The 16,985-nt window shown below is 71.2% G+C and carries 12 protein-coding genes; 4 read left to right on the forward strand and 8 right to left on the reverse strand.

Annotated elements, in window-relative coordinates:
• Positions 1–227: 227 nt before the first annotated feature.
• Entirely contained in the window at positions 228–401 is a 174-nt protein-coding gene (locus AB0I59_RS04560) for a hypothetical protein (RefSeq protein WP_228644807.1), read from the forward strand.
• 171 nt (positions 402–572) lie between these two features.
• Here AB0I59_RS04560 and AB0I59_RS04565 read toward each other — a convergent pair whose 3' ends face one another.
• Together AB0I59_RS04565 and AB0I59_RS04570 are read right to left on the reverse strand one after the other, a co-directional pair.
• Positions 573–1,508, reverse strand: a complete 936-nt coding sequence (locus AB0I59_RS04565; RefSeq protein ID WP_358129995.1) for an ABC transporter permease — start codon at positions 1,506–1,508, stop codon at positions 573–575.
• Positions 1,505–4,330, reverse strand: a complete 2,826-nt coding sequence (locus tag AB0I59_RS04570; protein ID WP_358129998.1) for an alpha/beta fold hydrolase — start codon at positions 4,328–4,330, stop codon at positions 1,505–1,507. The genes AB0I59_RS04565 and AB0I59_RS04570 overlap by 4 nt, the downstream gene beginning before the upstream one ends.
• A gap of 230 nt (positions 4,331–4,560) precedes the next feature.
• Between AB0I59_RS04570 and AB0I59_RS04575 the strand changes: the two genes are divergently transcribed.
• Positions 4,561–5,763, forward strand: a complete 1,203-nt coding sequence (locus tag AB0I59_RS04575) for a hypothetical protein (protein WP_063818743.1) — start codon at positions 4,561–4,563, stop codon at positions 5,761–5,763.
• On the opposite strand, the gene AB0I59_RS04580 is transcribed toward AB0I59_RS04575, so the two are convergent.
• The 3 genes from AB0I59_RS04580 to AB0I59_RS04590 all read right to left on the reverse strand — a co-directional run bounded on the left by AB0I59_RS04580 (position 5,721) and on the right by AB0I59_RS04590 (position 10,108).
• Positions 5,721–6,809 (reverse strand): copper resistance D family protein, encoded by a 1,089-nt coding sequence (locus AB0I59_RS04580; protein WP_358130001.1) that lies wholly within the window; start codon positions 6,807–6,809, stop codon positions 5,721–5,723. The two genes, AB0I59_RS04575 and AB0I59_RS04580, sit on opposite strands and share 43 nt — an antisense overlap.
• Complete coding sequence (locus AB0I59_RS04585; RefSeq protein WP_358130004.1) at positions 6,806–7,471, reverse strand: copper resistance CopC family protein; 666 nt, start codon at positions 7,469–7,471, stop codon at positions 6,806–6,808. Before AB0I59_RS04585 ends, AB0I59_RS04580 begins: the two co-directional genes overlap by 4 nt.
• A 324-nt stretch (positions 7,472–7,795) precedes the next feature.
• Entirely contained in the window at positions 7,796–10,108 is a 2,313-nt protein-coding gene (locus AB0I59_RS04590) for a chitinase C-terminal domain-containing protein (RefSeq protein ID WP_358130007.1), read from the reverse strand.
• Positions 10,109–10,640: 532 nt separating this feature from the next.
• Here AB0I59_RS04590 and AB0I59_RS04595 point away from each other — a divergent pair.
• Entirely contained in the window at positions 10,641–11,906 is a 1,266-nt protein-coding gene (locus AB0I59_RS04595) for an MFS transporter (RefSeq protein WP_061255273.1), read from the forward strand.
• On the opposite strand, the gene AB0I59_RS04600 is transcribed toward AB0I59_RS04595, so the two are convergent.
• The 3 genes from AB0I59_RS04600 to AB0I59_RS04610 form a co-directional block, all read right to left on the reverse strand.
• The gene (locus AB0I59_RS04600; protein WP_358130600.1) at positions 11,837–12,217 is read right to left on the reverse strand and encodes a Gfo/Idh/MocA family oxidoreductase; all 381 of its coding nucleotides are present in this window, start codon (positions 12,215–12,217) and stop codon (positions 11,837–11,839) included. The two genes, AB0I59_RS04595 and AB0I59_RS04600, sit on opposite strands and share 70 nt — an antisense overlap.
• 153 nt (positions 12,218–12,370) lie before the next feature.
• Positions 12,371–14,173 carry an alpha/beta fold hydrolase gene (locus tag AB0I59_RS04605; RefSeq protein WP_358130010.1) on the reverse strand — a complete coding sequence of 601 codons (1,803 nt, stop codon included), beginning with the start codon at positions 14,171–14,173 and terminating at the stop codon, positions 12,371–12,373.
• Positions 14,174–14,275: 102 nt separating this feature from the next.
• Positions 14,276–15,292 carry a LacI family DNA-binding transcriptional regulator gene (locus AB0I59_RS04610; RefSeq protein WP_358130013.1) on the reverse strand — a complete coding sequence of 339 codons (1,017 nt, stop codon included), beginning with the start codon at positions 15,290–15,292 and terminating at the stop codon, positions 14,276–14,278.
• A 193-nt stretch (positions 15,293–15,485) separates the two neighbouring features.
• On the opposite strand from AB0I59_RS04610, the gene AB0I59_RS04615 reads away from it, so the two are divergent.
• Positions 15,486–16,772: an extracellular solute-binding protein gene (locus AB0I59_RS04615; RefSeq protein WP_061255276.1), complete on the forward strand. Its 1,287-nt coding sequence runs from the start codon at positions 15,486–15,488 to the stop codon at positions 16,770–16,772.
• Positions 16,773–16,985: the final 213 nt, after the last annotated feature.

Below are 16,985 nucleotides of genomic sequence, written 5' to 3' on the forward strand. Positions count from 1 at the left end.
CCGCCTCACGGGGGTCGCGTCCGGCCTGCTACCTGTTTCCGCATCGTACCTTTGCTGACGGTTGAATGTTCGGGTCTGAGGATCGAGAGGTTCCACCTTCTCGGGGGAAATCACCTCGACCTGGGGCGTTCTGCCGTAATTCGCCATGATTCGGCGCTATTGCCGATGAGGGGCGCGACGCGCCGACGGCACCCGCGCCCGGCCGCCTGGCCGGTTACCATCGTCGTGTGACTGAGCGGCATCCGGATGACATGCGGCCGGTGGACCTCTTCGACGAGGGACTGCCGGTGCTGCCCGACCAGACCAGCGACGACACCGACCTCGGCTGGGGTGAGTGGCGTGGCGACGCCGATTCCGACGACGCCCGACTGATCGAGGAACGCCCGCCGCACTGGGACTAGTCACCTGCCGGAGTGGGGCGACTCGCGGCGCGTAGCGCCGCGATGAACCACTCGAATGCGGGCACCTTCGGAGAGAACGGCGGTCGCCCGTCGACGCGCCGGATCACCGCCGTCCTCGAAGTATCGAGACGCACTCTCCTGTCGCGCGGGACCACCGCCGTCCTCGGCGCGTCAGGACACCACGTCCTTGGCGCGGAACCGCCGGAAGGCGAACGCGATAAGGATCACCGAGTACGTCACCGACACGGCCACGCCCTTGATCATTCCGCTGTAGTCGGGCTCGGGGGCGAGCGCGTCGAGCCAGGCCGTGTTCCAGAACGTGGGCAGGAACTCGCGGATGGAGCCGAGCGCCTCCACCGCCTGCAGGATGCTGCTCACGATCACCAGGCCGACGGCGCCGCCGACCGCGCCGAGGGGTGAGTCCGTCCCGACCGACAGCAGGAACGCGACGGACGCGACCACGAGCTGGCTCACCAGCGCGTACCCCACGACGACGGCGAACCTCGGCAACACGTCGGCGGCCGGGATGGTCTCGCCGGTGCCCGGCACCTGGATGTCGTTCCAGCCGAAGGCGATCGTGCCCGCGAGCAGCGCCATCAGCGGCAGCACGGTCACCGCCGCGGCCGAGTAGCCCATCGCCACGATCAGCTTCTGCCGCAGCAACCGGTCACGGGGTACGGGCGCGGCCAGCAGGTAGCGCAGCGACGACCAGCTCGCCTCGCTCGCCACCGTGTCCCCGCAGAACAGCGCCACCGCGACGACCAGCAGGAAACTCGTGGACACCGACAGGGCGAACGCGGCGAAGTTCAGCCCGCCCTGGGTCGCCAGGTCGGACATCCGCAGGCTGCTGGTGCCCTGCCCGCCGGGCCCGGGGCCGAACTGGAACGCCACCACCAGGACCCAGGGCAGCGCGAGCAGCAGCCCGAACATCGCCATCGTCCTGCGCCGCCGGAACTGGCGGACGAACTCCACCCGCAGCGACAGCGTCCGGCCGGGCGCGTATCCGCGAGCCGTCCTGGTCCCGTTTCCCGCCGCCCGCGTCGCGGACGCCCGGGCCGGGGTCTCGGACGCGCGCGCCGGGACGGCCGCGTCGCCGTTCACGCTCATCGAGCCTCTCCGATCAGGTCGAGGAAGACGTCCTCCAGCCGGGGGCCGGGCCCGTCCACGGGGGAGCGGGAGCCGAGCAGGTCGCCGACCGGCCCCTGGAAGACCAGCCGGCCGCGGCGCATGACCACCACGTGGCTGCACGTCTGCTCGACCTCGCCGAGCAGGTGGCTGGAGACGATCACGGTACGGCCTCCCTCGGCGTACGCCTTGAGCACCTCGCGCATCTCGGCGATCTGCGGTGGGTCGAGGCCGTTGGTGGGTTCGTCGAGCACGAGCAGGTCGGGCAGGCCGAGCATCGCCTGGGCGATGGCGAGCCGCTGGCGCATGCCCTGGGAGTAGGTGCGCACCGCCCGCTCCAAGGCGGCCCCGAGCCCGGCGATCTCCAGCGCCTCCTCCATGTGCGCGTCCTCGGCGGGCCGTCCCGTGGCCTGCCAGTAGAGCTCCAGGTTGGCCCGCCCGGTGAGGTGCGGCAGGAATCCCGGCCCCTCCACGAACGACCCGAGCCGCGACAGGACCGGTGCGCCGGGGACCACCCGCCGGCCGAAGATGTGGATCTCGCCCTCGTCCGGGTGGATCAGCCCCATCATCATCCGCATCGTGGTGGTCTTGCCCGCGCCGTTCGGCCCGAGCAGGCCGAGCACCTGGCCCTTCTCGACGTGGAAGGAGAGGTCGTCCACCGCCTTCTCGCCGTTGCGGTAGCGCTTGGTCAGCCCGGTGATGCGCAGCGGCACGCCGTCCGGCTCGCCGTCCCGCTCCGATGCCGTACGGCGGCGGCCGGCGGCGAGGAGCCCGGCGGCGGCGACGATCGCGGCCAGCGGCGCGGCCCATGTCCACCAGGCGGGTCCGGTCGCGGGCGCGGTGAGCGACGCGTCACCGGGAAGCGAGAGGGTGTCTCCGGCCAGGCCCACGCGGTACGCGGCGGGCTTGGCCGGCGTGGCGTAGCCCATGTCGGTGGTCGTCACCACGACCCGCAGCCGGTGGCCGGCGTCGAACCGCCGGTCGATCGCGGGAAGCGTGACGGTCGCCTCCGTGCCCGACTCCGACGCCGTGACCCGCAGCGGAGCCACCAGGCTCGACGGAAGCACGGCGAGCCGCCCGCCGCTCGCGTCGTAGAGCTTGGCGAACAGCGTCACCTCGCCCGTGCCGTACACCTTGATCCGGACCGTGGGCGTGCCGGTGACGTGGACGAGCTTCGGCAGCGGTGCGGACTCGAACACCGCGGCCTGGCCGGGCATGTCCACGGAGACCCCGAGGTTGGCGCTCGAACCGCCGAGCAGGCTGCCGATGCCCGGGACGGCGGAGATGGAGGCGGGGGAGCCGCCCGGGGGGTTCGCGATGTCCTGGACCGGCCCGGAGACCCGCACCTCGGACCGGGCGGTGCCGCCCAGCCCGGCGTACGAGGGCGCGGTCGCGTGGACGACGACGGCGCGCCGGGTGCCGGGGTCCCTGCCGCCGTCGCGGGACACCGTGAAGCCCTGGACGCCCCGGACGCTGCCGCCGCCGCGCGTGTCCTGTGTCCCCGTCGCCGGTGCCGTGGCGTCCGGACCCGAGGGCGCCGCGGTCGCGGTCGTGTCTGTGGCGGTGTCTGTGGCGTTGTCTGTGGCGGTGCCGGCGGGGGCGGGCACGCCGGATGCCCGGCCCGCCTCCGCGCCCGGCACGGGTGAGTCCTTGAGCCAGCGGTCGAGCCAGGCCGTGGTCCGCTCCTCCACCCATTCGGTGTCGGCGTCGCCGCCGCCGTCATGACCGCCGCTGATCCACGCCACCTCCACGGGGGCGCCCGTCGCGGCGATCGCGCGGGCGTTGGCGTCGGCGTGTCCCAAGGGGAACAGGGAGTCGCGCTGGCCCTGGATCAGCAGAGTCGGGATCCTGATCCGGCCGGGCACCGAGGCCGGGCTCGACGCGCGCAGCAGTTTCACCGCCTCCGGGGTGGCCCGGCCCGTCTCGGCGATGGTCAGGTACACGTCGCAGATCTCGGACTGGAAGCGGCCGCACTGGGCCTGCCGGGAGGCCGCCGTCGTGCCGTTGCCTCCGTCCCCGCCGTCCGCGCCCGTCTGACCGTCCGCCCCCGAGCTCGCGTTCTGCCCGGTGCCCTGGCCCGTCCCCTGGCCTGCGCGCTGTCCTGTGCCGCCGCCGGTGAGCGCGGCCAGGCCGCCCGCGGAGCCGCCGGAGGAGAGCCCGCCGCCACCCGCGCTGAAAAAGATGCCGGCCCACATCTTCTTGAACACACCGTGCTCCGCGCCCCGCCCGGTGGACTCGGGGAAGAGCGCGTCGGCCAGGTCGTACCAGGTGATCTGGGGCACGATGGCGTCGATCCTGCCGTCGTAGGCGGCGGCCATCAGGGCGATGGCCCCGCCGTACGAGCCGCCCGCGATGCCCACGCGGGGATCGCCGTTCCCGTCCAGCCGGACGTCCGGGCGCCGGGCGAGCCAGTCGACGAGCTGGCGGACGTCCTTCACCTCATAGTCGGGGGAGTTCAACGCGATCTCCCCGGTGGACCGCCCGAACCCGCGGGCCGACCAGGTCAGTACGGCATAGCCGCGACCGGCCAGCCGCGCCGCCTCGTCCCGCAGGTCGTCCTTGCTGCCGCCGAATCCGTGGGCGAGCAGCACCGCCGGGGCGCGGCCACCGGAGGCCGGCGGGAAGTACGTGGCGTCCAGCGTCACGCGCTGGTCGTCGGCTGGGCCGTCCAGAACAGGGATGGCCACGTCCTGGCCGCGCACCTGCGGCGTGGACGGCCACAGGAACCAGGCGAGGCCGCCGACGACCACCAGCGCGAGCGCCACCAGTGCGGCAAGGGCGCGCCGCCCACCCCGAAGCGTCATGCCGAGAGCCTACTGAGATCTGCTGAGAACCAGCTGAGACCGCGGCCCCGAGGCAACGTGCTGATCGCGGCGAAGACGAAGAGCGCGGGTGGTTCCCGCCGTCTCCGCCCTTTCCGTGCCTTCGTGGCTCCCCTCAAAGCAGGGATCGCCACCTCTTAGCTGGACAGCTCGGGTATATCGGGGTTGTCCCCGATTGCGTTGCGGGCGACGAGACCGGCATCATTTCGCGCGTGACCATTGGAACGCTCAGGCAAGCACCTCATCGGATCCTCGATTGGGCCCTCCCGTACTGGACACGTGGTGAGGCGGGCAGGGAGACACCGGCGGAACTGTTCCGGGTGCTCTACCTCGGCTGGCTGGCGGCGTTCGTGCTGAAGGTGCTGGGGGCGTCCTGGGACGTGTCCTGGCACTTCAGGTGGCTGCGCGACGACCTGGCCCCGCCGCACCTGCTCAACACGGTCGGCACCGTCATCGCCGTGGGCCTGACCATCGTCCACTGGTACACCGGTTACGGAGTGGACCGCCTGGCCTCGCGGCTGATCGTCTGGGGCACGGGCGTCTTCCTCATCGCGATCCCGCTCGACCTGATCAACCACCGGGTCAACGGTCTCGACATCACCGCCTGGAGCCCCTCGCACGCGCTGCTGTTCATCGGCAGCGGGCTGATGATCGCCGGGGTGACCCGGGGCTGGTGGCTCGGCGCGCCGCGTGGCGACGCGCGGGTCGAGCGGCGGCGCACCGTGGTCCTCGCCGCGCTGTTCGCCTTCTTCCTGGAGAACCTGCACTTTCCCGCCCAGCAGCAGGAGTACGGCGTGCTGGAGATCGCCTCGTGGGACCGCGGCGAGCCGTACGCCGAGCCGAGCCTGCTGGAGTTCGCGGCCAACCAGCTCGGCCGGGCGGTGGACCGCGAGATGATCGTCAAGTTCTCGCTCCCGGTGCCCGACCTGCTCTATCCGCTGTGGGCCGGTGTGGCGGGAATGCTCGTCCTGGTCATCGCCCGGCTCATGATCGGGCGTGCCTGGACGGCCACGGCGATCGCGGCCGCGTACGTCGCCTACCGCGCGCTGGTCTGGCCGCTCTTCGTCGGGATGGGCTTCCCGGCCTCGGCCATCCCGTTCTTCTTCGTGCTCGGCGGCCTGTTCATCGACCTCGCCTTCCTGGCGTGCGGTCCGCTCGGTGACTCACTGCTCGCCCGGCTCGTACGGCCGGTCCTGGGCGCCGCGCTGGTGACCGGCGGGATCTACGGCGGGTTGGCGCTGCAGAAGGAGCTCCTCGCCGCGCCGCCGTACCCGACGGACTCCTGGGCGATGGCCGGCGGGTTGCTCGCGGCCGCCTGGATCGGCGCGGAGATCCTCACCCGGATGTACCGCCTGCGCGACGGCGACCGGGATCAGGAGACCGGAGCGCGGGTCAGCGCCACCGCCACGCCGTAGGCGAGGCCCATGACGGCCAGTTCGAACGCCACCCAGGCGGCGAACGCCGTCGGGGCCTGCCGGCTGATCGCGGGCAGCAGCCGCCAGCGGATGTTGCCCCCGAGCAGTGCCACCAGGCCGACGAACACGATCTTCGCGATGACGAGCTGCCCGTAGCCGGTGGTCACCAGTGAGAGCGGGAACTCCTCACCGGGGGTCAGCAGCAGCTCGACCACACCGTTGAACAGGCCGGTGAGGCCGACGACGAGCAGGGCCACCGTGGCCAGCCGGGAGAACCGCGGGAGCGCCAGCGCCAGCAGGCCGCGGTTCCCCGCGAGCAGGACGGCGAGCGCCAGCAGGCCCCCGACCCACGCGGCCGACCCGATGACGTGCAGCTCCATCGAGACCATGCTCAGGTCGTGCCAGTACCAGTTGGACGCGTGACCGGTCACCGGCAGCGGAAGCAGGCCGAACGCGGCCACCAGCACGCGGAGCTCGGCCGGGACCTTCTCGCCGAACCTGACCGCGAACATGCCCACGGCGGCGCTGACCACCGCGCACGAGGCGCTTACGACCAGGCCCTGGCCGGAGCCGATCCGCTCGACGAATCCGGCCACGTCCGGCGCCTGCCCGGGAGTCAGCTCGGCGGCGCTCAGCACGGTGGAGACGAGCGCGGACAGCGCCCACACGAGCGCGGACAGCACGGCCCAGTGCCTGGCGCGCGCAGCCACCGGCTCGGTCCGCTCCGGATCGTCGAAGCCGAGCAGCTTGGGCAGCAGGCTGAGCCCGACGGTCGCGGTCGCCGCCACGTCGAGGACCAGCCGCATGACGGGCAGGCCGTATTCCACCAGCGGGCCGGGCATCACGATCCCGCGCGCCGCCTCGGGGAGCGTGAGCCAGGTCGAGATCAGCACCGCGAGCAGTCCGGCGAGAATGATCGCGGCCAGGGCGAGCCGGGGACGCGCCACCGCGGCCGTGCCCTGCGGACCTCCCACGGTCTCCGGACGTCCCGTGGTCTGCGGACGTCCCATGCTCTCCGCGTTCTTCGCGGCCCCGGTCCTGGTCATGCCGCGCTCCGCGCGCGGCGGTCGTGCCGTACGAGCACGTAGGCGGACAGGGCGAGCAGCGCGAGGGTGCCGACGAGGAGGCCCCACACCCATCCGCCGGACGAGCTCTGCGCGGTGAGGTCGGTGGTGGACGTGGTGAGGTCCGGCTGTCCTCCGGCGGCCGGAGGGAGCGTCTGGCCGCCGGTCTGCGCCTGCTCCGACGGTGTCGCCGAGGGGCTCTCCGGCGGGTTCGCGGACGGGCTCTCAACGGGGCCCGTCGAGGAGGTCGCCGATGGGGAGGGCTGTCCGGCCGCCTGCCCGGCGGTGGTCAGGGTGAAGGTGATCGTGCCGGTGACCGGATGGCCGTCGTTCGAGACGATGCGATAGCCGATCACGTACGCGCCGGCCGGGCCGAGCGGGGCCAGGCCGATCGAGACACTGTCGCCCTTCGCCGTGATCTCGCCCTGCTCGTAGGTGGCTCCGTCCGGGCCGGTGACGGCGATCCGCGCGAAGTCGCGCCGTACGGGCTGGTCGAATTCCAGCGTGATCCGGTCCGGGGCCGTGGCCACCTGGGCGCCGTCCTTGGGGTCGCTGCCGACCAGCACGTTGTGCGCCTGAGCGGGCATCGCGACGCCCAGTACGGGAGCGCAGGCGAGCAGCAGGACCGTGAGTAGCCGCCTCACCGATGATGACCTTCCGTTGGAGGGTTCCTGACCCACACATGGTCCCATCGTTCGGCACCGGTACGGCTCCCGGCCAGGCGTGATCGCCGCGGACGTGATCGCCGCGCACGGTCGTCCTCGGACGCCGGGGAGACGACCACCCCGGGCGGTGGCCCCCCAGGTCGGATCGTGCCCGTCCGGCCTCGGCGGGTCGTGCGGGCCCCCGGGCCCTGAGATGGGGGGCGTGAGGCGCAGGGCCCGGGGGAGTCTCGGTGATGTGAACCTCGGGACCGTGGGGGAGGAGAGGGAACCCCACGGCCCCGAGGTTGTGTCAGGCGAGCGGGCTCAGCAGGCGCCTAGGTCCTTCCAGACGCCCCACTCGCCGGTGGTGCCGGGCTCCTCGTTCTGCGTCCACCACTTGGCCTGCCAGGTGTGGCCCTTGTGGGAGACCTGCTGGCCTCCCGTGTAGACCGTGCCGGTCGACCAGGCGGGCGACGTGCACGTGCCGCCGCTCGGGGACGCGCTGGCGCTGGGCGAGGCGCTCGGGGACGCGCTCGGGGAGGCGCTGGCGCTGGGCGAGGCGCTGGGGGACGTGCCCCCGCGGGCGTTCTCGAAGGCCAGGCCGTACGTCTTGCCGCCGAAGGTCAGCGTGTAGTTCGCCGGGCCGGGCGCGGGCAGGTAGTAGACGTAGTCGAGCGTGACCGACGCGCCCGGTGCGAGCGACTGCCATGAGGGCAGCTTCACCGAGACTCGATGGAAGTCGCCCTTGAGCCCGCCGATGTTGTTCCCGGTGTGCTCGCTGCTGATCACGCTCAACCCGAAGCCGGACTGGTCCTTGGCGTTGTTCGGCGCGGACGTCGCGTAGTCCCACTGGAACTCCGCGCCGCCGGGGAGCGTCGTCTGCGAGTTGTTGGTGATCTTCAGCTTGGGGTTGATCGGGTAGTTGCTGTCGCCCACGGGGAACCCGGTCGCCTCGACCGTGACGTCCAGCTTCTCGGCCGGGACGCTCACCTTCGCCATGGTCGCGCCGTACGGCGAGGCGGTCTTGAGCGTGTCGTAGGCGAGAGTGGTGAGCGCGTCGCCCATGTAGTACTCGGAGCCGGTCCACCGGTAGTCGCCGGCCAGCTCCCAGATCATGATGCCGCCCAGGCCCTTGTCCTTGACGTAGTCGGCCTTGACGCCGATCGACTGCTCGTCCTCGGTGGACAGGAACACCTTCTTGGTCGCGTTCCACAACCAGGGGGCGGCCATCGTGGAGTCGTAGTTGCGGGTGTAGGTGCCGGTCAGCCTGTCCTCGGCGTCGTTCGCCGGGTCCAGGCCATAGGCCGCGCCGTACGAGCCGGTGATGCCCTTCTCCAGGTTCTTGGCGTGCCACATGGGGTTGGATCCGGCGCCGACCTCCTTGCCGTTCTCCTCGTCGTGCCACAGGTTGTCCACGCCGCGCGCGCCGTCGCCGCAGGTCGTCAGCCCTGTCGGGCAGTTCGAGCCGACCGACGTGCCCCACAGGCCGTTGGTCCCGCCGTTGACGTTCTTCCAGCCGCGCGTGTAGTACGGCACGCCGATGTTGATCCGCCCGGCCTGCATGGCGCCGCGGAAGTAGTGGTAGGCCCAGTCGGTGTTGAGGTATCCTATGCCGCCGTACTGCGAGGTGGTGTAGACGCCCCACTTGGCCAGTTCGGCGTCCTTGCCGTCGTCGTACAGCGCGGCGTTGGGGCCGACGAACTCGTTCCAGGCGCCGTGCAGGTCGTACGACATGATGTTGACGTAGTCGAGGTACTGGGCGACCTGGAAGGTCTCCATGCCGCGCAGCAGATAGCCGGAGGCGGGCGCTGCCACGGTGAGCATGTAGTACTTGCCGTCGGCCGCCGAGGCGCGGTCGAGCTTCTCGCGCAGCGTCTTCATCAGCGCCGCGTAGCCCTTCATCAGGTTCGCCCGGCGCGCGTTGGCGATGGTCCAGTCGAGCGGGTTGCCCGCGTCCTTCATCGAGGTGGGGTACTCGTAGTCGATGTCGACGCCGTTGAAGCCGTAGTCACGCAGGAACTTCACCGCGGAGTCGGCGAAGGTGTCGATCCCGGCCTGGTTGACGCCGCCGCCGGCGTTGACGGTCATGCTGTAGAAGCCGCCGGAGGCCACCCGGCCGCTCCCTTCCAGGTAGCCGCCGGTCTCGGCCCAGCCGCCGACGCTGATCAGCGTCTTGGCGTGCGGGTTGGCCTTCTTGTACTTGTTGAGCAGGTTGAAGTGCCCCTTGTACGGCAGCGCGGGGTCGAGTTCGGCCCCCGCGACGCCCGGCCACTCCATGCCGGTCGCCGGGTTGTTCGCGCCGTTCGCGCCGACCGAGATCTTGTTGTCCGAGCCGACGTGCGCGAAGGCGTAGTTGATGTGGGTGATCTTGCTCCACGGGATGTCCTTGGCCAGGTAGGACGGCTGGCCGTTCTTCCCGTCCCGCCACCCGGTGAAGTAGCCGATGATCCGGCGCGGATGGTCGGTGCCCATCTTCTCCCTGCCGGACTCGTCGTAGGTCAGGCAGTAGGGGACGTCCACACCGGGAGTCCGGTAGAGGCCGTCGGGGCGGCAGGTCTCGTTGTCGGCCGCCGCGGCCGCCGCGCCCGTGAGGGCGCCGGCGACGAGGGCGAGGGACGCTCCGGCCGCGGCCAGCACCGTCCGCAGGCGCGGGGCCGCCGAGGCGGGCCGCGCGGCGGATGGGGGCGGAGAAGCGGGAGACGGTGGTACGGCGGGCGGTCGTGATGAGGACGGTCGTGAAGGGAACACGGACGGGCCACCTCCGTAGGCGACAGGACTTCGTGCGCACCCCGCCCCCAGGGGTCGTCGATCTGGAAGCTAGGCGCTCCCAGCAGGCCAGTCAATGCCTTCTTTTAGGAAAGTTTCCAAAAAGATAATGCCGTTTGGTGAGGTCGATCCGGGTGGCTGCGCGACCAGATCTCCCTGTCCTGCGGATTCATGGTTCCCCGGACCCGCTGCGTGGGCGGCGCGGGACGGCGGCCGGAGGCGAGGGCGGGGCCGGAGGGGACGGCCGCCCCGATCGCAGGGCGCCGATCCCGGTCGGCGCGGGGCGGCCGGCTGGATTACAACGTGGGAATTAGTGTGGTCACAGTATAGGAACGACGTATTCATCTGCTGTGGGCCGGTGGCATACCATCCGAGCACCCCTCACCTTCGGGAATGGATGCCCATGAACGTCGCCGGCCAGGCCGCCGAGCTTCCCGCCGCCCTCGCCGAGCCGGTACGGCGGGTGAGGCCGCGCTGGATCGCCTTCATCTCCCTCGGCAACCTCGTCCTCTGGATGGGGTACTTCGGCCCGTTGCAGGTCCTCCTGCCCGAGCAGGTCGGCGAGATCGCCCCCGGCAACAAGGAGACGGCCCTCGCCATCGTCACCGGACTCGGCGCGGCGGCCGCCCTGATCGCCAACCCGATCGCCGGGGCGCTGTCGGACCGTACGGCGAGCAGGTTCGGACGGCGACACCCCTGGACGCTGTTCGGCGCGCTCCTCGGCTGTCTGGGACTGCTGTTCCTGTCCACGCAGAGCACCGTCGCCGGTGTGGCGCTGGGCTGGTGCCTGGCGGAGATCGGGCTGAACTCCCTGCAGGCCGCGCTGTCCGCCGGGGTCCCCGACCACGTTCCGGTCAGCCAGCGTGGCGGCGTCTCCGGATGGATCGGCATCACGCAGTCGCTCGGCGTCGTGGTCGGCGTCGGCCTCGTCACCATGGTCGCCACCGGCATCACGTCCGGATATCTGCTGATCGGCCTGATCCTCCCGCTGTGTGTGCTGCCGTTCGTGCTGACCACCCCCGACCCGGCCCTGCCGCGCGAGCACCGCCCGGCGTTCTCGTTCAAGCACTTCTGGATCAGCCCGAGGAAGCACCCCGACTTCGCCTGGGCCTGGGCCACCCGGTTCCTCATGAGCCTGGGCAACGCGATGGCGCTGCTGTACCTGCTGTACTTCCTGACCGACGCGGTCGGCTACGAGCGGCTGTTCCCGGGCGAGAAGGCGAGCGACGGCCTCTTCCTGCTGATCCTGATCTACACCGGGGCCGTGGTGCTGACCGCCGTGCTCGCCGGCATGCTGTCCGACCGGCTGGGCAAGCGGAAGGTCCTGGTCACGATCTCCGGCACGATCAGCGCGATCCCCGCGCTCATGCTCGCGTTCTGGCCGCAGTGGAACGTGACGCTGGTCGGGGCGCTGGTCCTCGGCATCGGCTTCGGCGCGTACTTCGCCGTGGACAACGCCCTCATCACCCAGGTCCTCCCCGCCGCGAAGGGACGGGGCAAGGACCTCGGTCTGATCAACATCGCCAACTCCGGGCCGCAGGTGCTCGGCCCGGTCATCGCGGGCCCGATCGTCGCCAGCTTCGGCGGATACACGGTGCTCTACCTGACGGCGGGCGTGCTCGTCCTGCTCGGCGCCGTCTTCGTGTGGAAGATCAAGAGCGTCCCGTAGAGCGCCGGACCGCCACCGCTCCTCGAAGGCGTCCAGCCGTCGTGCTCGGCGAGGGTGAGGCAGACCGGCTTCTCGCACCAGACCCAGGCTCCGGCCCGGAGGCACTCGACCACCTGTGCCGCGTGCAGGTGGGGCGGGGCGCGCACGTGGACGAGATCCGGCCGTTCCGCGTCCAGCGTCCCGGCCAGGGACGTGTACGCCGCCGGGATGCGATGCTCGGCGGCGAACGCCTTCGCTGTACCGCCGCCATGGACCTCCGAAACTTTCGGAAGATTAGGGACAAGTTTCGAACCCGAAACGTATGGGGTAATCCGCCCCCGTCAATGCCCTGCTTGTGTGTCCGCCTTCGGTGGGACGGGCCCGGGGCGCCTTCGCGGCGATGATCTTCAGGCCTCGCTCGGGACTCGTTCCGCGCCCGCTCGCTCCTGCTCAGATCACCGCCGCGCCCGTCGCGCTTTGGATGACTAGGCGAGCACCCAGCCGTAGAGCCAGGTGAGGAGGACGAGACCGGTCACGACGGGGATGATCTCGGACGAGGCCGAGCGCAGCCGGAAGGCGGCGATGATCGACAGCGCGGTCGAGACCACGGCGAGCAGGCCGTACCAGGCGATCGCCGGAGGGAGGCCGATGGCGAACACGGTGTCGTCGGAGACGCGGGTGAGGCTCAGCGCGGCCAGCCCGGCGAAGGCGAGCCCGGCCAGCCCGGCCAGCGACGGGAGCAGGCCGTGGCCGCGGCGCCGGACCAGCGTGACGAGTCCGGCCAGGAACTGCACGGCCGCGGCGAGCGCGAAGATCCCGACCGGAGCGAGCAGCACGGGGGACTGCGACATCCGGTACGGCGCCGACGTCAGGTGGAGGTCGCCCGGCCGGACCGGTGACGGGGCGCCGGCGCCCGGGTCGCACGGCGCGGTCCCGGCCGCGGTCGGGTCGGCGAGGAAGGCGGCGATCGTCCGGCGTCCGCAGTCGCTCGACAGGAAGACGCCGTGCCCGATTCCGGCGAACTCGGTGAACCTGGCGTTCGGAAGGGCGGTCGCCGCCTGGCGTGCGCTCTCGGGAGGAGTGGTCGGGTCGTACTGGCCGCCGAGGACCAGGACCGGCGCCGTGGTGGTCGCGGCCTCGCCCGAACTGCGGGGCAGGTTCCAGGCCGCGCAGACGGCGGTGTCCGCGACACCGGTGAACAGCCGGGGCCCGCTCTGGGTCGTGAACGCGTTGAACGGCACCTCGTCCTGGCACTGCACGGCGTAGTACAGACCCCAGTCGTGCGAGGTCAGGGCGTCGCCGACACCGTCCAGAAGGGGCTGGAGCAGTTCGACGCGGCCGTCGGCCAGGGCGTCCACGAGGGCGGGGAGGAGCGGGGCGACCTCGGTCTCATGGGCCGCCTCGCCGATGATCGTCGCGATGTCGTCGCCGGTGAGCCGCACGCCGATCCGCATGCGGGTCAGCGGATCCTTCGTCGCGTACGCGGCGGGGTGGGCGTTGTACCTGGCCACCATCTCGTCGAACCGGGCGCCCGCGCCGAGCTTGGTCAGTGTCGCCCGCAGCGCGGGTACCGCGTCGTCGTACCAGTTGACCTGGGAGGGGAGGAAGGAGTCGAGCACCACCGCGCGGGTGCCCCGCGGGTCCCTGGCGGCGGCCTCCAGCATCGACCGGGTCGAGTAGCTGACCCCGATCAGGTTCCACTGCTCGTAGCCGAGCGCCGTGCGCAGCTCCACCACGTCGGCGGCGATCTCGTCGGTGCGGTACCCGCGCAGGTCGATCTTCTCGGCCTGGTAGCGGCTCTGGCAGGCCAGCGCGCCCTCGGTGATCGGGCCGGTCTCGTCCGCGGTCGCCTTGGGCGTCTTCAGCGTCTCGACGAGGCCCCGGACCACCTCGGGACAGCTCAGCGAGGGTTGCGAGTGGCGCCCGCCGCGCTGCTCGACGACGATCACGTCCCGGTCCGGCGACATCCGCGTGAGGAAGCCGGTGAGCTGCGTCGACGGCGAACCGGGGCCGCCGCTGGAGTACACCACCGGATCGGCCCGCCGGTCCGGCGAGGTCGAGCGGTGCACCGCGTAACCCACCCGGATCGTCCTGCTGCCGGGGACGTCACGCCGTTCGGGAACGAGCAGGTAGCCGCAGGTCGTGCCCGAGGGAACCGCCACCGGGCACGGCCGCTCCTCGGTCGCGGCCGCCCGCGCGGAGGCATGCGCCGCTCCGGGGCTCCCGATGAGAGCCGTAACGATCGCCGCCATGAGCGCCGTGACGGCCGCTCCACGCCAACCCCGCAACCGTCCGCTCCGTCTCGCGCACCCGGACATATCGCGAGAAACCCTAGCGCGCCGGGCGACCCGTGCGGACCTTGAACAGGTCAGCGGGTACGCGATGGCGGGTCAGCGGACGCGCGGCGCGGCGGTGCTCTCCCTGATCACCAGATCGGTGGCCAGCTCGACCCGGCGCGGCTCGGGCACCTCGCCCCGGCCGATGGCGAGGACCATGCGGGCGGCGAGCGCCGCCATCTCCTGGAGCGGCTGCCGGACGGTGGTCAGCGGAGGCCACGCGGAACGTGCCAGGGGCAGGTCGTCGAAGCCGACCACGGACAGGTCCTCCGGCACCCGCAGGCCGCGTCGCCTGGCCGCCTCGAAGACGCCGAACGCCTGCATGTCGCTGCCCGCGAAGATCGCGGTGGGCGGGTCGGGCAGCGAGAGCAGCGCGTGCCCCTGGTCCCGCCCGGACCCGACGAGGAAGTCGCCGTTCCTGATCAGCTCGGGGTCGACCCCCACGCCGGCGGTCTCCAGCCCGGCCCGGTAGCCGTCGATCCGCGCGCGGCTGCACAGCATGTCGGGCGGGCCGCCGATCATGCCGATCCTGGTGTGCCCGAGTTCGAGCAGGTGGCGGGTCGCGGCCAGGCCGCCGTGCCAGTTCGTGGCGCCCACCGAGGTCATGCCGGGCGCGGGCTCGCCGTCCGGGTCCACCACGACGAACGGGATCGCACGGGCGTTGAGCTGCCCCTGCTGCCGTACGGACAGGTGCGACCCGACGATGATCGCACCGTCGGTGCGGCGGGCCGCGATGCGGTCGATCCAGTCCCGGCCGGGACCCGAGTGGGTGTGCAGGACGGAGACGACCACGCCGGCGTCCGCCTCGCGCGCCGTGGTCTCGGCGCCGCGGATCAGCTCCATCGCCCACGGGCTCTCGACCTCGGCGAAGACCAGGTCGATGAGGCCGACCGGGCCGTCGCCGTGACCGGTCCTGCGCTGGTAACCGTGCTTGTGGAGGAGGCGCTCGACCCGTTGTCTGGTCTCGGACGCGACCTCGGGGCGGCCGTTGATGACCTTGGAAACCGTGGGGACGGAAACCCCCGCCTCCTTGGCGATCAGGGCGATCGTCACCCGCCTTTTCGCTGGCATGGACGGTAGCGTAGCCGAAAACTTTCGGATTCGCGTGTCGCACGTCCGGCCCGGTATGGGATCGCTCCCATGGGGGCTATTGACGCGTAACGCGGAGTTTACCTATTCTCCGGGTCACGAAATATTCGGGGGTGCACCTGAAACTTTCACCGGACCACCAGCGGGTCCGTAGATAAGGAAGGGAAGCACTGAGATGTCGTTGACTCGACGAGGTGTGGTCTTACTCGCGGCGACCGCGTTGGTCCTCGCGGGATGCTCCAGCGAGGGGAGCGGCGGAGAAGCGTCGGACAAGCCCGCGTCCGAGAAGGTCACGGTCGAATGGTGGAACATCTTCACCGCCGAGCCGTCGAAGTCGATCATGGCCGAGCGGGTCAAGGAGTACGAGGCCGCCCACCCGAACGTGACGATCAAGAACGTCCCGATCGAGAACGAGGCGTTCAAGGCGAAGCTCGCGACGGTCACCCAGTCGGGCAAGGCGCCCGACATCTTCGCGACCTGGGGCGGCGGCATGCTCCAGCAGCAGATCGACGCGGGCCTGGTGAAGGACATCACCGCGGACACGCAGTCCTGGGTCGGCAACTTCACCCCGGCGGCCTTGTCGGCTTACCAGTTCGACGCCAAGATGTACGCCGTTCCGAACGACATCGGGATGGTCGGCTTCTGGTACAACAAGGCGCTCTTCGCCAAGGCGGGCATCGCCCAGCCGCCGGCCACGTGGAGCGAGTACCTCGATGACGTCAAGAAGCTCAAGGCCGCGGGCATCACGCCGATCGCCCTCGCGGGCAAGGAGAAGTGGCCGGGCCATTACTACTGGGCCTACCTCGCGATGCGGATCGCCGGTCTGGACGCGCTCAAGCAGGCGGGCGTCGACCACGACTTCACCAAGCCGGACTTCGTCTCCGCGGGCGAGCACCTCAAGCAGCTCGTCGATCTCCAGCCGTTCCAGAAGGGCTTCCTGGGCGCGGGCTACTCCACACCGGACGGCCAGGCCGCGACCGTGGGCAACGGCAAGGCCGCCATGGAGCTGATGGGGCAGTGGGCGCCGTCGGTCGAGAGCGACGCGGGCAAGGGGCTCGGTGACGATCTCGGCTTCTTCCCCTTCCCGTCGGTCGAGGGAGGCAAGGGCGTGGCGACGGAGGCGTTCGGAGGGGGCGGCGGGTACGCCGTGGGCGCGGACGCGCCTGCTGAGGCGGTCGACTTCCTGAAGTACATGCTGGAGATGCCCCAGCACACCAAGGCCGTCGAGGCCGGGATCATCCTGCCCGTGCTCAAGGGCGAGGAGTCGGCGGTCAAGGACCCGAACCTCGCGGTCGTCGCCAAGGCGCTGGTCTCCGCGACGGGGTTCCAGCTCTACCTCGACCAGGCCTACCCGCCCGCTGTGGGCCAGGAGGTCAACGACAGCGTGGCCGCGCTGATCGCGGGCTCCAAGTCTCCGGATGAAGTGGCGAAATCCATCACTGAAGTGGCGAAGTCCGAATAAATCCGGACTGGTCCTGGACGAGCGGGCCAGAGCCGCAAGCCCCGGCCCGCTCCCCGGTGGACGTGGAGGTTCCACGTCCGGCGGCGCCGTCCGTCCAAGACCCGCGCCGGCGGCCGCGGTGAGCGTCCCTCGACGCGCCTGACCCCGGGCGCCCGAGCCGCGGCCCGCCTGGCGAACGGGACCACCAGCCGTGGCCAGAAAGCGGCCCCGGCG

It is taken from the genome of Microtetraspora glauca (assembly GCF_040656155.1).
GTDB classification, from domain to species: Bacteria; Actinomycetota; Actinomycetes; order Streptosporangiales; family Streptosporangiaceae; genus Microtetraspora; species Microtetraspora glauca.